This is a genomic window from Sideroxydans sp. (assembly GCF_054604835.1).
On the sequence record NZ_JBTSFG010000001.1, the window covers coordinates 464,470 to 482,983 of the forward strand.

General features: G+C 59.8%; 18 protein-coding genes. 14 read left to right on the top strand and 4 right to left on the bottom strand.

Annotated features, from left to right (window positions below):
- The first annotated feature begins 33 nt into the window (after positions 1 to 33).
- From trpB to ACYCZ5_RS02295, 13 genes are all read left to right on the top strand, one after another.
- A complete protein-coding gene (gene trpB, locus ACYCZ5_RS02235) occupies positions 34 to 1,176 on the top strand; it encodes a tryptophan synthase subunit beta (RefSeq protein ID WP_461543355.1) in 1,143 nt (380 codons plus the stop codon).
- Positions 1,173 to 1,970, top strand: coding sequence for a tryptophan synthase subunit alpha (gene trpA, locus ACYCZ5_RS02240; protein WP_461543136.1), 798 nt, complete (start codon positions 1,173 to 1,175; stop codon positions 1,968 to 1,970). The genes trpB and trpA overlap by 4 nt, the downstream gene beginning before the upstream one ends.
- Positions 1,971 to 1,982: 12 nt before the next feature.
- Positions 1,983 to 2,867, top strand: a complete 885-nt coding sequence (accD, locus tag ACYCZ5_RS02245; RefSeq protein ID WP_461543137.1) for an acetyl-CoA carboxylase, carboxyltransferase subunit beta — start codon at positions 1,983 to 1,985, stop codon at positions 2,865 to 2,867.
- A gap of 54 nt (positions 2,868 to 2,921) precedes the next feature.
- On the top strand, positions 2,922 to 4,187 hold the full coding sequence (folC, locus tag ACYCZ5_RS02250) for a bifunctional tetrahydrofolate synthase/dihydrofolate synthase (protein WP_461543138.1): 1,266 nt from the start codon (positions 2,922 to 2,924) through the stop codon (positions 4,185 to 4,187).
- Between the two features lie 17 nt (positions 4,188 to 4,204).
- Positions 4,205 to 4,813, top strand: coding sequence for an SPOR domain-containing protein (locus ACYCZ5_RS02255; RefSeq protein WP_461543139.1), 609 nt, complete (start codon positions 4,205 to 4,207; stop codon positions 4,811 to 4,813).
- Positions 4,814 to 4,817: 4 nt separating this feature from the next.
- Positions 4,818 to 5,297 carry a CvpA family protein gene (locus ACYCZ5_RS02260; RefSeq protein ID WP_461543140.1) on the top strand — a complete coding sequence of 160 codons (480 nt, stop codon included), beginning with the start codon at positions 4,818 to 4,820 and terminating at the stop codon, positions 5,295 to 5,297.
- A 35-nt stretch (positions 5,298 to 5,332) separates the two neighbouring features.
- Positions 5,333 to 6,859 carry an amidophosphoribosyltransferase gene (purF, locus tag ACYCZ5_RS02265; protein WP_461543141.1) on the top strand — a complete coding sequence of 509 codons (1,527 nt, stop codon included), beginning with the start codon at positions 5,333 to 5,335 and terminating at the stop codon, positions 6,857 to 6,859.
- Between the two features lie 160 nt (positions 6,860 to 7,019).
- Entirely contained in the window at positions 7,020 to 8,189 is a 1,170-nt protein-coding gene (locus ACYCZ5_RS02270; protein WP_461543142.1) for an O-succinylhomoserine sulfhydrylase, read from the top strand.
- Positions 8,189 to 8,680: a nicotinamide-nucleotide amidase gene (gene pncC / locus ACYCZ5_RS02275; RefSeq protein WP_461543143.1), complete on the top strand. Its 492-nt coding sequence runs from the start codon at positions 8,189 to 8,191 to the stop codon at positions 8,678 to 8,680. Before ACYCZ5_RS02270 ends, pncC begins: the two co-directional genes overlap by 1 nt.
- A 77-nt stretch (positions 8,681 to 8,757) precedes the next feature.
- Positions 8,758 to 9,783 (top strand): recombinase RecA, encoded by a 1,026-nt coding sequence (recA, locus tag ACYCZ5_RS02280; protein ID WP_461543144.1) that lies wholly within the window; start codon positions 8,758 to 8,760, stop codon positions 9,781 to 9,783.
- Positions 9,761 to 10,234 (top strand): recombination regulator RecX, encoded by a 474-nt coding sequence (gene recX / locus ACYCZ5_RS02285; protein ID WP_461543145.1) that lies wholly within the window; start codon positions 9,761 to 9,763, stop codon positions 10,232 to 10,234. The genes recA and recX overlap by 23 nt, the downstream gene beginning before the upstream one ends.
- A gap of 99 nt (positions 10,235 to 10,333) precedes the next feature.
- Positions 10,334 to 12,955, top strand: coding sequence for an alanine--tRNA ligase (alaS, locus tag ACYCZ5_RS02290; RefSeq protein ID WP_461543146.1), 2,622 nt, complete (start codon positions 10,334 to 10,336; stop codon positions 12,953 to 12,955).
- A 66-nt stretch (positions 12,956 to 13,021) separates the two neighbouring features.
- Positions 13,022 to 13,480, top strand: a complete 459-nt coding sequence (locus tag ACYCZ5_RS02295) for a response regulator (protein ID WP_461543147.1) — start codon at positions 13,022 to 13,024, stop codon at positions 13,478 to 13,480.
- A 12-nt stretch (positions 13,481 to 13,492) separates the two neighbouring features.
- Here the strand turns inward: ACYCZ5_RS02295 and ACYCZ5_RS02300 are convergent, their stop codons facing one another.
- The 4 genes from ACYCZ5_RS02300 to ACYCZ5_RS02315 are packed head-to-tail and all read right to left on the bottom strand — an operon-like array spanning position 13,493 to position 17,027.
- The gene (locus ACYCZ5_RS02300; protein ID WP_461543148.1) at positions 13,493 to 14,869 is read right to left on the bottom strand and encodes a phosphomannomutase/phosphoglucomutase; all 1,377 of its coding nucleotides are present in this window, start codon (positions 14,867 to 14,869) and stop codon (positions 13,493 to 13,495) included.
- A 3-nt stretch (positions 14,870 to 14,872) separates the two neighbouring features.
- The gene (waaF, locus tag ACYCZ5_RS02305; RefSeq protein ID WP_461543149.1) at positions 14,873 to 15,877 is read right to left on the bottom strand and encodes a lipopolysaccharide heptosyltransferase II; all 1,005 of its coding nucleotides are present in this window, start codon (positions 15,875 to 15,877) and stop codon (positions 14,873 to 14,875) included.
- Between the two features lie 10 nt (positions 15,878 to 15,887).
- A complete protein-coding gene (locus tag ACYCZ5_RS02310; protein ID WP_461543150.1) occupies positions 15,888 to 16,088 on the bottom strand; it encodes a zinc-finger domain-containing protein in 201 nt (66 codons plus the stop codon).
- An 18-nt stretch (positions 16,089 to 16,106) separates the two neighbouring features.
- On the bottom strand, positions 16,107 to 17,027 hold the full coding sequence (locus ACYCZ5_RS02315) for a branched-chain amino acid transaminase (RefSeq protein WP_461543151.1): 921 nt from the start codon (positions 17,025 to 17,027) through the stop codon (positions 16,107 to 16,109).
- A 167-nt stretch (positions 17,028 to 17,194) separates the two neighbouring features.
- Between ACYCZ5_RS02315 and ACYCZ5_RS02320 the strand changes: the two genes are divergently transcribed.
- Positions 17,195 to 18,511: an adenylate/guanylate cyclase domain-containing protein gene (locus ACYCZ5_RS02320; RefSeq protein ID WP_461543152.1), complete on the top strand. Its 1,317-nt coding sequence runs from the start codon at positions 17,195 to 17,197 to the stop codon at positions 18,509 to 18,511.
- Positions 18,512 to 18,514: the final 3 nt, after the last annotated feature.

Consider the following 18,514-nt stretch of genomic DNA (forward strand, 5'->3'; position numbering starts at 1 on the left):
CAAGGTCACTTCGGCCAGTTCGGCGGCGTCTACATGGCCGAAACGCTGATCCCGGCAGTCGAGGAATTGCGCCAGCAGTATCTGCGTTTCCGTGACGATCCGGAATTCAAGGCCGAGTTCGCCTATGAACTCAAGCACTACGTCGGTCGTCCCAGCCCCATCTATCACGCCAAGCGCCTTTCCGATGACTTGGGCGGCGCGCAGATCTATCTGAAGCGCGAAGACCTGAACCACACCGGCGCGCACAAGATCAACAACGCCATCGGTCAGGCCTTGCTGGCCAAACGCATGGGCAAGAAGCGCGTCATCGCCGAGACCGGTGCGGGCATGCACGGCGTGGCGACTGCCACCGTGGCAGCGCGCTTCGGCATGGAATGCATCGTCTACATGGGGGCGGAGGACATCCAGCGTCAGGCACCGAACGTGTTCCGCATGAAGTTGCTGGGCGCGACCGTGGTGCCGGTAGAGAGCGGTTCGCGCACGCTGAAAGATGCATGCAATGAAGCGATCCGCGACTGGGTCACCAACGTCGAATCCACCTTCTATATCTTCGGCACGGCTGCGGGCCCGCATCCGTACCCCATGATGGTGCGCGATTTCCAGTGCGTGATCGGCAACGAGGCCAAAGTGCAGATGCCGGAGATGATCGGCCGCCAGCCGGATGCGGTGATCGCCTGTGTCGGCGGTGGTTCCAACGCTATCGGCTTGTTCCATCCCTATATCGATGTGCCCGAGGTGCAAATCATCGGCGTGGAAGCGGGCGGTCACGGCATCGCCAGCGGGCAACATGCCGCGCCGCTCACAGCCAACAGCAAGGTCGGCGTGTTGCACGGCAACAAGGTCTATTTGATCCAGGACGAGAACGGCCAGATCATCGAGACCCATTCCATCTCCGCCGGACTGGATTATCCCGGCGTCGGCCCCGAGCATTGCTTGTTGAAGGACATTGGACGTGCGCAGTATTTTGCGATCAATGACGACGAGGCGCTGGCCGCTTTCGATGCTTTGTGCCGTTTTGAGGGCATCATCCCCGCGCTGGAATCCAGCCATGCGCTGGCGCATGCGATGAAGATCGCGCCAACGATGAGCAAAGACAAAGTGCTGCTGGTTAATCTGTCGGGTCGCGGCGACAAAGACATGAACACCGTGGCGAAGCTGAAAGGCATCACACTATGAGCCGCATCGATAGCACTTTTGGCAAGCTCAAACAGCAACAGCGCAAAGCACTCATTCCATTTATCACCGCAGGCGATCCTTCGCAGCAACTCACCGTGCCGCTGATGCACGGGCTGGTGGCGGCAGGGGCGGATGTGCTCGAACTGGGCGTGCCGTTCTCCGATCCGATGGCCGATGGCCCGACCATCCAGCGCGCTTCCGAGCGTGCACTCAAGAATGGTACGACGCTGCGCGGTGTGCTGAACATGGTGGCTGAGTTCCGCAAGCAGGATACGACCACGCCGGTGGTGTTGATGGGTTACGGTAATCCCATCGAGGCGATGGGCTGGGAAGTGTTCGCCAAGCGTTGCGCCGAAGTCGGTGTGGACGGTGCATTGACCGTGGATTTCCCGCCGGAAGAAAGTCACGAAGCATTCGAGCATCTGCAGGCACATGGCATCGCGCCTATCTTCCTGTTGGCACCGACCACCAACGAGGCGCGTATCGAACAGGTCGCAAAACTGGCACGCGGCTATGTGTACTATGTTTCGCTGAAAGGCGTGACTGGTGCGGGCAACCTCGATCTGTCCGCCATCGAACAGAAACTGCCGCAATTGCGCAAGCACATCAAGCTGCCTATCGGTGTCGGTTTCGGCATCCGTGATGCGGCGACAGCCAAGGCGGTAGCAAAGTTGTGTGATGGTGTGGTGGTGGGTAGCCGCATCGTGCAGGAGATCGAAGATTCCACCGAACAGAATGTGGTCGCCAATGTAGGGCGATTGGTGCAAGAATTGCGCGTAGCGATAGATAACTAGAAGGAGTAAGTCATGGGATGGTTCCAAAAGCTGTTGCCGCCGAAGATCAAGCGCCGCGAAGGCGAAGACGGCAAAAAGAACGTGCCGGAAGGCTTGTGGTTCAAGTGTCCTGAATGTCAGGCCGTGCTGTATCACGCAGACCTGGAGAAGAACCATAGCGTCTGCCCGAAATGCAACCACCATCACCGCATCACTGCGCGCACGCGTCTGAACTGGCTGCTGGATAGCGAAGGCCGTTTCGAGATCGGCTCCGAGGTGTTGTCGGTCGATACCCTGAAATTCAAGGATCAGAAGAAATACAGCGACCGCCTGGTCGAAGCCAAGAAGAAGACCGACGAGGACGATGCGTTGATCGTGCTGCAAGGCAGCATCCATGCCTTGCCCGTGGTGGCTGCCTCGTTCGAGTTCAACTTCATGGGCGGGTCGATGGGTTCCGTCGTCGGCGAGCGTTTCGTGCGCGGTGTGCAAGTCGCGCTGGAGCAGCAATGCCCCTTCATCTGCTTCTCCGCCAGCGGCGGTGCGCGTATGCAGGAAGGTCTGCTGTCGCTGATGCAGATGGCCAAGACCAGCGCCGCGCTCACGCAGTTGAGCGAAGCCAAGCTGCCGTTCATCTCGGTGCTGACCGATCCGACCATGGGCGGTGTCTCGGCCAGTTTCGCTTTTCTGGGTGACGTGGTCATCGCCGAACCTGGCGCGTTGATCGGTTTCGCCGGTGCGCGCGTGATCCAGCAAACCGTGCGCGAGACTCTGCCAGACGGTTTTCAGCGTGCCGAGTTCCTGCTCGAGCATGGCGCCATCGACATGATCGTCGACCGCCGCCAGATGCGCGACCAACTGGCAACGCTAATCACCCTGTTGACCAAACAGGATGCCGTGGCGAAGCTGGAAGCGGCGTAATCTTCAGTATCAACGGCCGACATCCCTGTCGGCCGTTCTTTTGCCAGTAAAGAAATGCCTAAATCCCTAGCCGACTGGCTGACCCACCTCGAATCCCTGCATCCAAAAACCATCGCGCTCGGGCTGGAGCGCGTGGCGCAAGTCAAACAACGACTCGATCTGGACCCTGACTTTCCCGTTATCGTCGTCGGCGGCACCAACGGCAAAGGCTCGGTGTGCGCGATGCTGGAGTCTATCCTGCATGCGGCGGGCTACAAGGCAGGGTGTTACACCTCGCCGCATCTGTTGCGATACAACGAGCGTGTGCGTATCGCCAAGCAACAGGCGAGCGATGCTGAGCTGTGCGCCTCGTTCGAAGCGATAGAGCAAGCACGGGGCGATACCGAACTGACCTATTTCGAATTCGGCACGCTCGCCGCGATGCAATGCTTCATCGCGCACAAAGTGGATGTCGCCATCCTAGAAGTGGGGCTGGGCGGCAGGCTGGATGCGGTGAACGTGTTCGATGCGGATGTGGCGATCGTGACCAGTGTCGACATCGATCACACCGATTATCTGGGCGATACACGTGAACAGATCGCTTTCGAGAAAGCCGGGATCTTCCGTCAAGGCAAGGCGGCGATCTGTGGCGACATGGATGTGCCGACAGTGATGCGTGCGCATGCGCAGCAGATCGGGGCAGAGCTATGGTGTATCGGCGCAGATTTCGGGCCGCGTGCGCATCAGGGGCAGTGGGATCATTTCGGCAAGGTCGGCGGCCGTAGTGCCTTGCCGTATCCGGCCTTGCGCGGCGCCTTCCAGTTACAGAATGCCAGTGCGGTACTGGCGGCACTGGATGTGCTGAAAGAGCGCATGCCGGTGAGCATGGAAGCGGTCAGACGCGGTCTGGTAGAAGTCGAGTTGGCGGGCCGCTTTCAGTTCATACCCGGCAAACCGCAATGGATACTGGATGTGGCGCACAACCCCCATGCGGCACGTTCGCTGGCAAAGAATCTGGCAGATCTGCCGCCCGCGAGGACGTTCGCCATACTTGCCATGCTCAAGGATAAGGATATGGCCGGTGTGGTGCGAGCACTGGATGCGCAGGTCGATGTGTGGCTGGTCGCCGGCATCGATGCGCCCCGCGGTGCCACTTCCGTTGAATTGCTGCAAGTGATGCTTGGATTGTCGGTGCGCGGAGAGGTGGTCGACTGTGGATCCATCGAAAATGCGCTGAATGAGGCCAGCAATCGGGCGGGTGAAAATGATAGAATCGCGGCCCTCGGTTCCTTCTACACAGTGGCGGAAGTGATGCAACTGCGCAAAGTGCGCGTTAACTGAGTTTTCCGGTATTCACCATGGCCAAACAGATCAATACGGACGAAGAATTCAAGTTAAAGAGGCAGGCACGGCATCGCCTGATCGGTGCCGTGGCACTGATGCTGGGCATCGTCATCTTCCTGCCCATGGTGTTCGACAGCGAGCCGGATGTGAACGTGGGCAACATCGAGTTGCGCATCCCGGACAAGGCTGAAGTGCCCGAATTTCGCCCCGAGGTGAAAGTCGACCAGCCAGCGGATCCTGTAGCCAGCACTGTGTCCACTACTATCCCTGCACCAGCCGAAGTGCCTGTCGCTGTCAAAACTGCTCCCGTCGCGCCCAAGGTGGAAACGCCGGTCACACCCAAGGTTGTGCAGCCGGTGCAAACCGCAAGCAAGACCGTTGCCACCAAGAAGACTGCGCCGCCGTCAGGTTGGGTGTTGCAGGTCGGTGCCTATTCGCGTGAAGACGCCGGACGCCAGATGCTCGACAATCTGAAAAAACGCGGCTTCCCGGCTTATACCGAGAAGGTCGCCGGCATGATGCGCGTGCGTGTGGGAGACTATCCTTCCCGTGAAGCGGCAGAGAAAGCAAAGTTAAAACTGGAGGCTATCGGCCTGCAACCCAACGTGATCAATCCGGAATAAGTGCATGTCGTTCTTTGATATTGCCGTACTGGTGGTCATTGTGTTGTCGGCGTTGCTGGGTTGGTGGCGCGGTTTCATGTATGAATTGTTCTCGTTGCTGGGCTGGATCGCGGCCTATATCGCGGCGAGCACCATGTCGGACCAGGCCTTGCCGTATATCCCCGAGGCGATCACGGTGGAAGCGATCCGATCTGCAGTGGCTTTTGCGCTGGTATTCGTGGTGACGCTGATCGTGGCTGCAGTATTCGCATGGTTGCTGTCCAAACTGACCAAGTTCGCCGGACTCGGCGGGCTGGACGGGAAATTCGGCGTCATGTTTGGTGTGCTGCGCGGACTGCTGGTGGTGCTCGCGCTGGTATGGATAGGCGGTCTGACCAGTCTGCCGGAAAAACGCTGGTGGAAGGATGCGTGGACCAGCAAGCCGTTGCATCAGGCCGCGCTGTACGCACGTGACTATCTGCCGACGCAGACAGCGCAACGCTGAACGAACGATTAAATTCACAGGAAACGGAAAACGATATGTGCGGGATTCTGGGAGTGGTGGCCAATACGCCGGTGAACCAGGTGCTGTATGACGGTTTGCAGGTGTTGCAGCATAGAGGGCAGGACGCGGCGGGCATCGCCACGCTGGAGGACAGGACGTTCCACCTGCATAAAGGTAACGGTCTGGTACGCGACGTGTTCCGCACGCGCAACATGCGCGCCCTCAAGGGCAACTCCGGTATCGCCCATGTGCGTTATCCGACTGCGGGCTCGTCGGTGGATCACAACGAGGCGCAGCCGTTCTACGTCAATTCCCCGTTCGGTATCGTGTTGGCCCATAACGGCAACCTGACCAACACCGACGAGTTGCGCAGCGCCATGTACAAACAGGATCTGCGCCACATCAACACCGGCTCCGATTCTGAAGTGCTGCTCAATGTATTGGCGCATGAACTGCAGGCCAATGCCACCGGTTTCAAGCTCGACCCGCAAAAGATATTCGCCGCCGTGTCTGGCGTGCACCGCCGTTGCAAAGGTGCCTATGCCGTGGTGGCGATGATCGCCGGCTACGGCCTGATCGCCTTCCGTGACCCCAACGGCATCCGCCCGCTGGTGGTGGGCAGCAACCAGCATGCTGACGGCATCGAGTATCTGATCGCCTCCGAGAGCGTGGCGCTGGACACGCTGGGTTTCAGTTTCCTGCGCGACATTGCGCCGGGCGAAGCGGTGTTCATCGACCTTGAAGCCAACTTCTACAGCCAGCAGTGCGCGGAGAAACCGCAGCTCACGCCCTGCATTTTCGAATACGTATATTTCGCCCGTCCCGACTCGGTGATGGACGGTATCTCGGTGTATGCCACCCGCCTGTTCATGGGCGAATTCCTGGCCGACAAGATCCGCCGCGAGTGGCCGGAGCATGACATCGACGTGGTGATCCCCATCCCGGATTCCAGCCGTCCCAGTGCGCTGCAACTGGCGAACCATCTGGGCATCCCGTTCCGCGAAGGCTTCGTCAAGAACCGTTATATCGGCCGCACCTTCATCATGCCGGGCCAAGCCATGCGCAAGAAATCCGTGCGCCAGAAATTGAACGCCATCAGCATCGAGTTCAAGGACAAGAACGTGTTGCTGGTGGACGACTCCATCGTGCGCGGCACCACCAGCCGCGAGATCGTGCAGATGGCGCGCGACGCCGGAGCGCGCAAAGTGTATTTCGCTTCCGCTGCGCCGCCGGTCAAGTTCCCCAACGTGTACGGCATCGACATGCCCAGCCGCACCGAACTGATCGCCACCGGCCGCAGCGACGAAGAGATCTGCCGCGAGATCAGCGCCGACCGTCTGTTCTATCAGGACATCGAAGATCTGAAAGCGGCGGTGTTCAAGGCGAATCCGGCACTGAGCGGTTTCGACTGTTCCTGTTTCGATGGCAACTACATCACCGGTGACATCACACCCGAATATCTGGATGAGATCGAGGCGGCGCGCGGTGCAGGCAAGGCGAACAAGACGCCGGACGACGACCAGCTGGAGCTGGATCTGGCGATGTCTGCTTCTTCCATGTGAGTTGACGAAGCAAGGCGGGGAGTGCTACTTTCCACCTGCGCCGATTTGAGGAACAGCTTGCGGGCGCTATACAAATTCAGCTAAAGCGGGCGAACCCGGTTTAGCGTCAAGCTTTCCGGGTTTTTTGTTGCGCGTGCGAACAGCCGCGCGGGAGGTGATGATGTCTGACAACGAATACCAACTCGAGACGCTGTCCGTACGTGCGGGCGGGGTGCAAACCCAGTTCCATGAGCATAGCGAGGCGATGTTCCTGACCTCGAGTTTCACTTTTGACAACGCCGCACAGGCAGCTCGACGCTTCATCGGCGAAGAGCCGGGCAATATCTACGCACGCTTCACCAATCCCACGACCAGTATGTTCGAAGAGAGATTGGCCGCGCTGGAAGGCGCGGAACAGTGTGTGGCGACCTCGTCCGGCATGGCTGCCATCCTGTCCTGCTGCATGGGTTTGCTGAAAGCGGGTGACCATATCGTCGCCTCGCGCAGCATGTTCGGTTCGACCATCAACCTGTTCAACAACTACTTCAAGAAGTTCGGCGTGGAGACGACCTATGTCTCGGCGACCGATGTTACGGAGTGGGAAGCGGCGGTGTGCCCGAACACGAAACTGTTCTTTCTGGAGACGCCCTCCAACCCGCTGACCGAGATCTCCGATATCGCGGCCATCGCGGCGGTGGCCAAGGGATGCGGTGCGCTGCTGGCGGTGGACAATTGCTTCTGCACGCCCATCCTGCAACGCCCGCTGGAGCTGGGCGCGGACATCGTCATCCATTCCGCCACGAAATACATCGACGGGCAGGGTCGTGTGCTAGGCGGTGCGGTGCTGGGCAGCAAAAAAATGATGGAGCCGGTGTATGGTTTCCTGCGCACGGCGGGGCCGACCATGAGTGCGTTCAACGCATGGGTGTTCCTCAAGGGGCTGGAGACGCTCAAACTACGCATGGACGCGCACAGCGCGAATGCATTGCAACTGGCGCAGTGGCTGGAACAACAGCCTAACGTGGCGCGCGTGTACTACCCCGGTCTGCCGTCGCATCCGCAGCATGCGCTGGCGATGCAGCAGCAGAAGAGCGGCGGCGGTATCGTGGCGTTCGAGGTGAAGGGCGGCAAGGAGGCTGCTTGGAAGGTGATCGACAACACTAAGCTGCTGTCCATCACTGCCAACCTGGGTGACACCAAGACCACCATCACCCATCCGGCCACCACCACCCATGCTCGCATCACACCCGAAGCGCGCGCAGCGGCCGGCATCACCGATGGCTTGATCCGCATCGCGGTCGGGCTGGAGGCTGTGGTCGACATCCAGAACGACCTCGCACGAGGACTGTGATGGATGTGCTGGCGGCAAAGGTCGGCGCTGCGCTCAAATCGCACGGCATGATGCTGGCGACGGCGGAGTCCTGTACCGGCGGCGGCATCGCGCAGGCAGTCACCAGCGTCGCAGGCAGTTCGGCGTGGTTCGAGCGCGGTTTCGTCACCTATTCCAACCTGTCCAAGCAGCAGATGCTGGGCGTGCAGGAAGCCACGCTGATCGCCTGTGGCGCGGTGTCGGAGGCCGTCGTGCGCGAGATGGCGGAGGGCGCACTGCATAACAGTACGGCGCAGGTGTCGCTGGCAGTGAGCGGCATCGCCGGTCCTGACGGCGGTACGCCCGACAAGCCGGTCGGCACGGTCTGGTTCGCCTGGGCGCTCGCCGACGGCGTCACCACGGCGGCGCGCCACCGGTTCTCGGGCGATCGGGACGAGGTGAGAGCGCAGGCGATGCGTGTGGCGTTGCAGGGCGTACTCGAGCGGCTGCCCCAAATTACCCTTCTCGCATAAAAAAAGAACGAACGTTCTGTACAAGTCCAAAACCTTGTGCAACAATCCGCTCCGAAATTTTCCCAAGGAGATCGAACATGGATGACAACAAAAGCAAGGCTCTCGCTGCGGCACTGAGCCAGATCGAAAAACAATTCGGCAAGGGCTCCATCATGCGCCTGGGCGAGGGCGAGGTGATCAAGGATATCGAAGTGGTGTCCACCGGCTCCTTGGGACTGGACATCGCGCTGGGCGTCGGCGGTCTGCCGCGCGGCCGTGTGGTCGAGATCTACGGTCCGGAATCTTCCGGCAAGACCACACTGACCCTGCAAGTCATCGCCGAGATGCAGAAACTGGGCGGTACGGCAGCTTTCATCGACGCCGAACACGCGCTCGATCCGCAGTACGCACAGAAGCTGGGTGTGCGCGTGGAAGACCTGCTCATCTCGCAACCTGACAACGGCGAACAGGCATTGGAGATCGCCGATATGCTGGTGCGTTCCAGCTCGGTCGATGTGGTCGTGATCGACTCCGTCGCCGCCCTCACGCCGCGCGCCGAGATCGAAGGCGAGATGGGCGATGCGCAGATGGGTCTGCATGCGCGCCTGATGTCGCAAGCGCTGCGCAAACTCACCGCCAACATCAAACGCTCCAATACACTGGTCATCTTCATCAACCAGATCCGTATGAAGATCGGCGTGATGTTCGGTAACCCCGAGACCACCACCGGCGGTAACGCGCTCAAGTTCTACGCCTCGGTGCGCCTCGACATCCGCCGTACCGGTGCGATCAAGAAGGGCGACGAGGTCATCGGCAACGAGACTCGCGTCAAAGTGGTGAAGAACAAGGTCGCCCCGCCGTTCAAGGAAGCACATTTCGACATCCTGTACGGGGAAGGCATCTCGCGCGAGGGCGAAGTGGTCGAACTGGGTGTGCAGCACAAGATCGTCGAGAAATCCGGCGCGTGGTATGCCTACAACGGCGAGAAGATCGGCCAAGGCAAGGACAATGCGCGCGAGTACCTGCGCAACAATCCGGACATCGCCCGCGAGATCGAGAACAAGGTGCGTTCCGCGCTGGGCGTAAACGCCATGGGCACCCGTGAAGTCGCAGAAGAAGCCTGAGTTAAGTCTGCGTGTCCGCGCCATGAAGTATCTGGCGCGGCGCGAGCATAGCCGGGGCGAACTGTGGCAAAAGCTGCAGCCGCATGTGCAGGAAGGTGAAGACCTCGATGCAGTGCTGGATGAACTGGAAAAGCGCAATTGGCTTTCCGATGCGCGCGCAGCCACGCAACTGGTGGATGCCAAACGCTGTCGATTCGGCAGCCAGCGTATCGCACACGAGTTAAGGCAGCGCGGGGTAGGCGAGGAATTGATCGCCGCAGCGATGCCCGAGCTCAAAGGCTCTGAACTGCAAACCGCGCGTGAAGTGTGGCAGCGCAAGTTCGGAAAACATCCCCTGGATTCCAAGGAAAAAGCTCGCCAGATGCGTTTCCTGCAGTCTCGTGGATTCTCCACCGAGGTGATCCTCAAAGTGCTGAGATCCGCCGGTGCAAGTCCGGGTGACGAGGACTGATAGCCATGCCCTAACTGTTTGCCAAATGGTATGATTCGCGCCGTGATGCCGCCCGTGGGGCGGCGTGTTTGTTGAACGATTGCGGCCAGCGGTGACCAGATGAAAAGCAGCGAGATTCGCCAGAAATTCCTAGACTATTTTGCCTCCAAGGGCCACACGGTGGTCGCCTCCAGTTCGCTGGTGCCGCATGAAGACCCGACGCTGTTGTTCACAAATGCGGGTATGAATCAGTTCAAGGATGTGTTCCTCGGCTTCGACAAGCGCCCCTACACACGGGCCACTTCTTCGCAGAAGTGCGTGCGCGCCGGCGGCAAGCACAACGATCTGGAGAACGTCGGCTACACCGCGCGTCACCACACCTTCTTCGAGATGCTGGGAAACTTCAGCTTCGGCGACTACTTCAAGCAGGATGCGATCAAGTACGCCTGGGAATTGCTGACCGAGGTATTCAAGCTGCCCAAAGACAAGCTATACGTCACCGTGTATGCCGAGGACGACGAGGCTTTCGACATCTGGACCAAGGAAGTCGGCGTACCCGCTGAACGCGTGATCCGCATCGGCGACAACAAGGGCGCGCGTTACGCCTCCGACAACTTCTGGATGATGGGTGACACCGGCCCCTGCGGCCCCTGCACCGAGATATTCTACGACCACGGCGAACACATCCCCGGCGGACTGCCAGGCACTCCCGAAGAAGACGGCGACCGCTACATCGAGATCTGGAACAACGTTTTCATGCAGTTCAACCGCGACGAAGCGGGCGTGATGCATCCGTTGCCCAAGCCCTCCGTCGATACCGGCATGGGGCTGGAGCGAATCTCCGCCGTGCTGCAGCATGTGCATGCCAACTACGAGATCGACCTGTTCCAGGCGCTGATCAAAGCTGCCGCGCGCGAGACCCACTGCGCCGACCTGGATTCGCCATCGCTGAAAGTGCTGGCTGATCATATCCGTGCCTGTTCCTTCCTCATCGCCGACGGTGTGATCCCGGGCAATGAAGGTCGCGGCTACGTGCTGCGCCGCATCATCCGCCGCGCCATCCGCCACGGCTACAAGTTGGGCGCGCGCGATGCGTTCTTCTACAAGATGGTGCCCGATCTGGTGGAGCAGATGGGTAGCGCTTATCCCGAACTGGTTGCGGAGCAGGTGCGCGTGAAGGGTGTGCTCAAGCTGGAAGAAGAGCGCTTCTTCGCGACCATCGAGCACGGCATGGCGATCCTCGAAGCCGAACTGGCCGAGATGGAAAAGGCCAGCGTTAAACTATTCAACGGCGAGACGGCATTCAAACTGCATGACACCTACGGCTTCCCGCTGGATCTGACTGCCGACATCTGCCGTGAGCGCGATGTCTATGTGGACGATGAGGCATTCAACGCCGCCATGGCACGCCAAAAGGAACAGGCGCGCGCCGCCGGCAAGTTCAAGATGGCGGCCAATCTGGAATACAGCGGTCCCGCCACCACCTTCCACGGTTACGACACGCTGGAGCATAAAGGCAACGTGCTCGCGCTGTACAAGGACGGCGTGGAAGTGAACGAGCTGGTTGAAGGCGAGTTGGGCGTGGTGGTGTTGGACGACACCCCGTTCTATGCAGAATCCGGCGGTCAGGTGGGCGACAGTGGCGAGTTGCGCAGCGTGCATGGCATCTTTGCGGTGGAAGATACGCAGAAGATCCAGGCGACTGTGTTCGGCCATCACGGTGTGGTGAAGACCGGCAAGCTCTCCGTGGGCAACGGTGTCAATGCGCGCGTGGATATGCCGGCGCGCGCGCGCACCGAGCGCAACCATTCGGTGACGCACCTGATGCACAAGGCATTGCGCGAAGTGCTGGGTGCACACGTGCAGCAGAAAGGCTCGCAAGTCGACCCCGACAAGACACGTTTCGACTTCGTGCAGAACCAGCCGATGACGGATGCGGAGATCCGCAAGGTGGAGGCGCTCGTCAATGCGGAGATACTGTCCAACAGTGCCACCGATGCCAGCGTGATGGGCATCGAGGATGCACAGAAGACCGGCGCGATGATGTTGTTCGGCGAGAAGTACGGCGACGAAGTGCGCGTACTGTCCATCGGCAGCTCCAAGGAATTGTGCGGCGGCACGCACGTGAAGCGTACCGGCGACATCGGCCTGTTCAAGATCGTGGCCGAGAGCGGCGTGGCGGCAGGTGTGCGCCGTGTCGAGGCGGTGACCGGCGAGGGCGCGCTGGCGCTGGTGCAGCAGCAGGAATGGCAGTTGCAACAAGTGGCCGATGCCGTGAAGGCGCAGCCGCAGGAGGCTGCCGCCCGCATCACGCAGATCCTCGATAACATGAAGTTGCTGGAGAAGGAACTCGCCGCGCTGAAATCGAAACTGGCTTCCGCGCAGGGCGACGAACTGCTGGCGCAAGCTCAGGATTTCAACGGTGTGAAGGTGTTGGCCGCCAAGCTGGACGGTGCGGACGCCGCCACCCTGCGCGAGACCATGGACAAGCTTAAAGACAAACTGAAATCTGCCGTAATAGTTCTGGCAACTGAAGCGGATGGCAAAGTTAGTCTGATCGCGGGTGTGACGGCTGATGCCACATCCAAAGTGAAGGCCGGCGAGCTGGTCAACTTCGTCGCGCAACAGGTCGGCGGCAAGGGCGGTGGCCGTCCGGATATGGCGCAGGCAGGCGGCACGCAGCCCGAGCATCTGGCCAAGGCATTGGCTTCCGTGGCGGATTGGGCAAAAGCAAAATTGTGATTCCACTGCCCGAAGTTTGGGCGGTCATTGCTGCAACACTGGGCATCATTTGAGACGGGGAAGGTGATGTTGAAGCAGTCTGGCGACACGATCCTGCTGGTGGAGAACGAGGAAGCGGCGATCCTGCTGGTGCAGCAGGCGGTAGCCAGCTGCACCGGCGAACTGTATCTGGCGGTGGTGCCGGATAGTGTCGCCGCGCTGGATTGGATGTCTGCCGAGACTGCGCATGGTCATCCCGTCCCGCGCCTGATCCTGATCGACCTCAAGTTACCCAAGCTGCTCGGACTGGCTGTACTGCGCACGCTGCGTATGGACAGTCGTCTGACACACGTGCCTATCGTGGTCTATTCGGAAAGCCACGAACCCTCGGACGTGGTGCTTTCCTACCAGATCGGTGCCAACAGTTTCGTGCGCAAGCCGGAGAATCTGGCCGAGTTCAGCCAGTTGATGCGCGATCTGATCGAGTTGGGTTGGCTGGACGAGAACGGCATGGGCAAGGCGCTGCAGCAGACCATCCATTCCTGAGTTGCACACGCTTCAGAACGGCAGCGTCAATTCCGGTGCGGCATCCAGCAACACCTTCCTGAAATCTTCCTGTATGCGCTGCAGCGCTGCCTCGTCATCTGCTTCGAACCTCAGCACGATGGCCGGTGTCGTGTTGGAAGCGCGCATCAGGCCGAAGCCGTCGGCGTATTCCAAGCGCAGGCCGTCGATAGCGATGATCTCCATTGCATCCGCGAAGCGGGCCGAGTTCTGCAGTCGACCGATCAGTGCATGGTTGTCGCCCTCTGCGGTGCGGATATGCAATTCGGGTGTGTTCAACGAGTCGGGGAGGGCATTCAACAGCGCACTCGCATCATCGCACTTGCTCAATATCTCCAGCAGTCTGGCACCGGCATATAAGCCATCGTCGAAGCTGTACCAGCGTTCCTTGAAGAACACATGGCCGGTCATCTCTGCGGCCAGCATCGCGCCGGTCTCTTTCATTCTGGCTTTTATCAGCGAATGTCCGGTCTTCCACATCGAAGGTACGCCGCCATGCTCGCGTATCCAGGGGAACAATCTTCCCGAGCACTTGACGTCGAAGATCACCTCCGCGCCGGGTTGGCGCGCGAGAAGATCCGCCGCGAACAGCATCAACTGACGATCGGGGAAGATGATGCGGCCATCTTTGGTGACGACACCGAGCCGGTCGCCATCACCGTCGAAGGCCAGTCCCAACTCGCTGTCGTCATTGCGCAGACTTGAGATCAGGTCTGTAAGGTTGTCGGGGTCGGAAGGGTCGGGGTGGTGGTTGGGGAAATGACCGTCCACTTCACAGAACAGCTCGTTCACCTTGCAACCCAGACCGCGATAGAGCTTGGCGGCGAAATCGCCTGCGATGCCGTTACCGCAATCCACCGTGATGTTCATTGGCCGGGCCAGGCGGATGTCGCCGATGATGCGCGCCATGTATTCCGGCGCGATGTCGTATCGCGCATAACTGCCGTCGCCGTGGGTCAACTCGTTGCTTTCGATGCGTGCGCGCAAGCTTTGGATAGCGTCGCCCGAAAGCGTCTCTCCGTCCAGCACGATCTTCAGGCCGTTGTACTCGGGCGGATTGTGACTGCCGGTGATCACCACTGCGCAGCCGGTCTTGAGCTGAAACGCGGCGAAGTAGCCCATGGGGGTGGTGATGCGACCGAGATCGATCACATCGACCCCGCTTTTCCGGATGCCGTGAGCCAGTGCTTGAGCGAAAGCCGGGCCGGACAAGCGGCCGTCAAAACCGATGGCGATGGTGTGCTGCTGGCGGGCTTTGGCTTCCGAGCCGATGGCGTGGCCGATGAGGGAGATGATGTCATCGGTCAGTGAGCGACCGACGATGCCGCGTATGTCGTAAGCCTTGAATATCTCGGCGGGTACTGCGGCCATGTGTTATCGGTCGGGAAGGTGTCGAGCTACTTCCTGCGGCGTCAGTTGCAGCATGCAGTTGAAATGCCCCAGCGGACATTCACGTTTGAAGCAGGGACTGCAGGGCAGGTCGAGCTTGAGCACGCGGGCTTGATCGGACAATGGCGGTGTGAATTGCGGGCTGCTGGAGCCGAAGATCGCCAGCATGGGGCGATCCAGCGCGGCAGCGATATGCATCAAACCGGAATCGTTGCTCACCACCAGTTTCGCGCAGGAAAGCAACGCGATGGCTTCGGTGAGGTCGGTCGTGCCGCACAGATTGCGACAAGGCTCGTTGCCGAGCGCCACGATCTTGTCGGCAACTTCCTTATCCTTGGGCGAGCCGATCAGCCATACCGCATAACCTTTGTTGCGCAACCGCTGTGCCAGTTCGGCGTAGTAATGTGCGGGCCAGCGCTTGGCCGGTCCATATTCTGCGCCGGGGCAGAATATGGCGACCGGTTTGTCCAGCGTCAGACCAGCCTTGGCCAGCGCAGCCTGTCGCTGTTCATCGCTGGCATGCAGCTTGGGGGCAGGGATGGGGCGAACGATGTCGGTGTCGCGTTCTTCGGCCAGTGCGGCGAAGCGTTCGACCATCAGCGGCAGTTTGCGCTTGTCCTGTTTGCGCGCATCGTTGAGCAGTCCGTAGCGCATCTCGCCGGTGAAGCCGGTGCGCAATGGGATGTCGGCGAACCAGGGTACCAGGGCCGACTTGAGCGAGTTGGGCAGCACGATGGCCTGATCGTAGCCGTTCTCGCGCAGTCGTTTGCCCAGTGCGCGGCGCGCGCCGAGTTGCAATGCGCCATGCGGGAAGGGATTGATGATGACCTCGCCGACTTCGGGTATCTGGCGCAGCAACTTCTCGGTCCATGGCGGCGCTAGCACGTCTATCTGCACGCCGGGGTGGCGCTGTGTCAGTCGCTGCAGCATGGGCTGCATCAGAACACAGTCGCCTACCCAACTGGGTGCGACGACGAGGATCTTGTTCATCTGGCAGTTCTCAGTGATGACCGCTGGGCAACTCGCCCTTGAACTTGTAGTGGGTGCCGCAGTACGGGCAGACCGCTTCGCCCAGTTTCTCAACCGGGATGGCGACGCGCGGGTGGGCACTCCACAAGCTCACCGAAGGTGTCGGGCAGAACAGCGGCAACGCTTCTGCCGTGACTTCGACATAGCGTTGCGAGATTTGATCGTTGGACATGCTTTCCCCCGGGGATTGTTATACGTGAGCCAGCCAATCGGCGTATTTGTCGTTCTTGCCCGCAACGATGTCGAAGAACGCCGCTTGCAGCTTGGTGGTCACCGGGCCGCGGCTGCCGCTACCGATGGTGCGCGTATCCAGTTCGCGGATCGGTGTCACTTCGGCGGCGGTGCCGGTGAAGAAGGCCTCCTCGGCGCAATACACCTCGTCGCGCGTGATGCGCTTCTCGATCAGTTCCAGCCCCATGTCCTTGGCCAGCGTGATGATGGAATCGCGGGTGATACCTTCCAGGCAAGAGGTCAGGTCGGGCGTGTACAGTTTGCCCTTCTTCACGATGAAGATGTTCTCGCCCGCACCTTCGGCCACGTAACCGTCCACGTCGAGCAGCAGCGCTTCGTCGTAGCCGTCATTCGCCACTTCCTGATGTGCCAGGATGGAGTTGGTATAAGTGCCGACCGATTTGGAGCGGCACATGTTCACATTCACATGATGACGGGTGAAGCTTGAGGTCTTGACGCGGATGCCCTTGGCCATACCTTCTTCGCCGAGGTAGGCGCCCCACGGCCAGGCCGCGATGGCGACATGGGTGCTGACCTTGGTTGCCGCGATGCCCATGGCTTCGGAGCCGTAGAACACGATGGGTCGGATGTAGCACGATTCCAGCTTGTTGGCGCGCACCACTTCTTTTTGCGCTTCAATCAGGGTCTCCTTGTCGAACGGCATCTTCATCTTGAAGATGTAGGCCGAGTTGAACAGACGGTCGGTATGCTCCTGCAGACGGAAGATCGCCGTGCCCTGTGTCGTCTTGTATGCGCGCACGCCCTCGAAAACGCCCATGCCGTAGTGCAGGGTGTGGGTCAGGACATGGGTGGTGGCATCGCGCCAGGGGACGAGCTTGCCGTCGTGCCAGATGAAGCCGTCGCGGTCGGACATGGACATGGTGATTTCCTTGAAAGCGTTGGGTTTGAATTCGGGGGTGAGATTCTAGCTGTTTCCATGGCGATTATGAAGCTGCGAGAACGCCTTATCCCGCATTTGGGGCATATCTCTTTAGTGGGGCATAAGGTAATATCGCGAGTATTCAGTCTGGTATGGCCGGGGGGCGCATGGTGCAGCACATCGATACGCAACAGATAGACCCAGAGATTCTCGATACGCAGGAAGACAAGCTTCGTAAGAGCCTGCTTATCTTTGCCGCGGCATTCATGACCTTCGCTGTCATGTTCTGGCTGGCTATCTACTGGATGATGGGCCTGAATTTCTCCAGCAACGTGCCTTTGGTCTATCAGATCATTTCGGTCGGTTCGCTGGTCTATTACATGAAGACGCGCAACTTTGAAGTGCTGCGTTTCGTGCAGTTGAACCTGTTCCTGTTCGCACCTTTCGTCATGCAGTGGAGCATCGGCAGCTCCATCACTTCCAGCGGCGTGGCATTGTGGGCCTTGCTGGCACCCATTGGCGCGCTGGTGGTTTCCAGCTGGAAGGAATCGGTGCCGTGGTTCGTTGCCTACATGGTGCTGACCGGTGTTTCCGGCTTCTTCGATTTCTATCTGGGTACCGGCAGCACCACAGGCATCCCGCTCAACACCATCGGATTCTTCTTCGCGCTCAACTTCGCCGCGATGTCCGCCATCCTGTATTTTCTGGTGCGCTATTTCGTGATCGAGACGGAGAAGATCAAGCATCAGCTGGATGAACAACATGCTTTGCTGGCCGAGGAGCAGAAAAAATCCGAGCGCGTGCTGTTCAACGTGCTGCCTTCCAATATCGCCGAGCGCCTGAAGAGCAACGAGGGGCTGATCGCGGATGGCTATGCGGATGTGACGGTGATGTTCGCCGATCTGGTCAACTTCACCCAGCTCACCGAGCAGATGTCACCGGAGCAGATGGTCGGCTTGCTCAATACCGTGTTCTCGGGTTTTGACGAACTGTCGGAGAAGTACGGGCTGGAAAAGATCAAGACCATCGGCGATGCTTACATGGTGGTGGGCGGGCTGACACGCGAGCGTCCGGATTACGCGGCCGATGTGGTGAACATGGGGCTGGAGATGATCGAATTCGTCAACAAGCATCCCCTGGCTGCCAAACGCAATCTTGGTGTGCACATCGGTATCGCGACCGGTCCGGTGGTGGCGGGTGTGATTGGCACCAAGCGTTTCATCTACGACCTGTGGGGCGATACTGTGAACATCGCCAGCCGCCTGACTGACGATGCCAAATCAGGCCATATCCTGACCGACCGTCTGACCTTCAACCGTCTTCGTCACGAATATCTGTTCGAGCCGCCGAACGTGCTGAATGTCAAAGGCAAAGGCGAGATGACGTCCTATCGACTGACCGGTCGGGTGGATGGCAAAAATGACACCGGCACGAACAACATCTATCAATTGCCAGCGCAGGGCGGAGCGCCCGCCGTCGCCTGACCA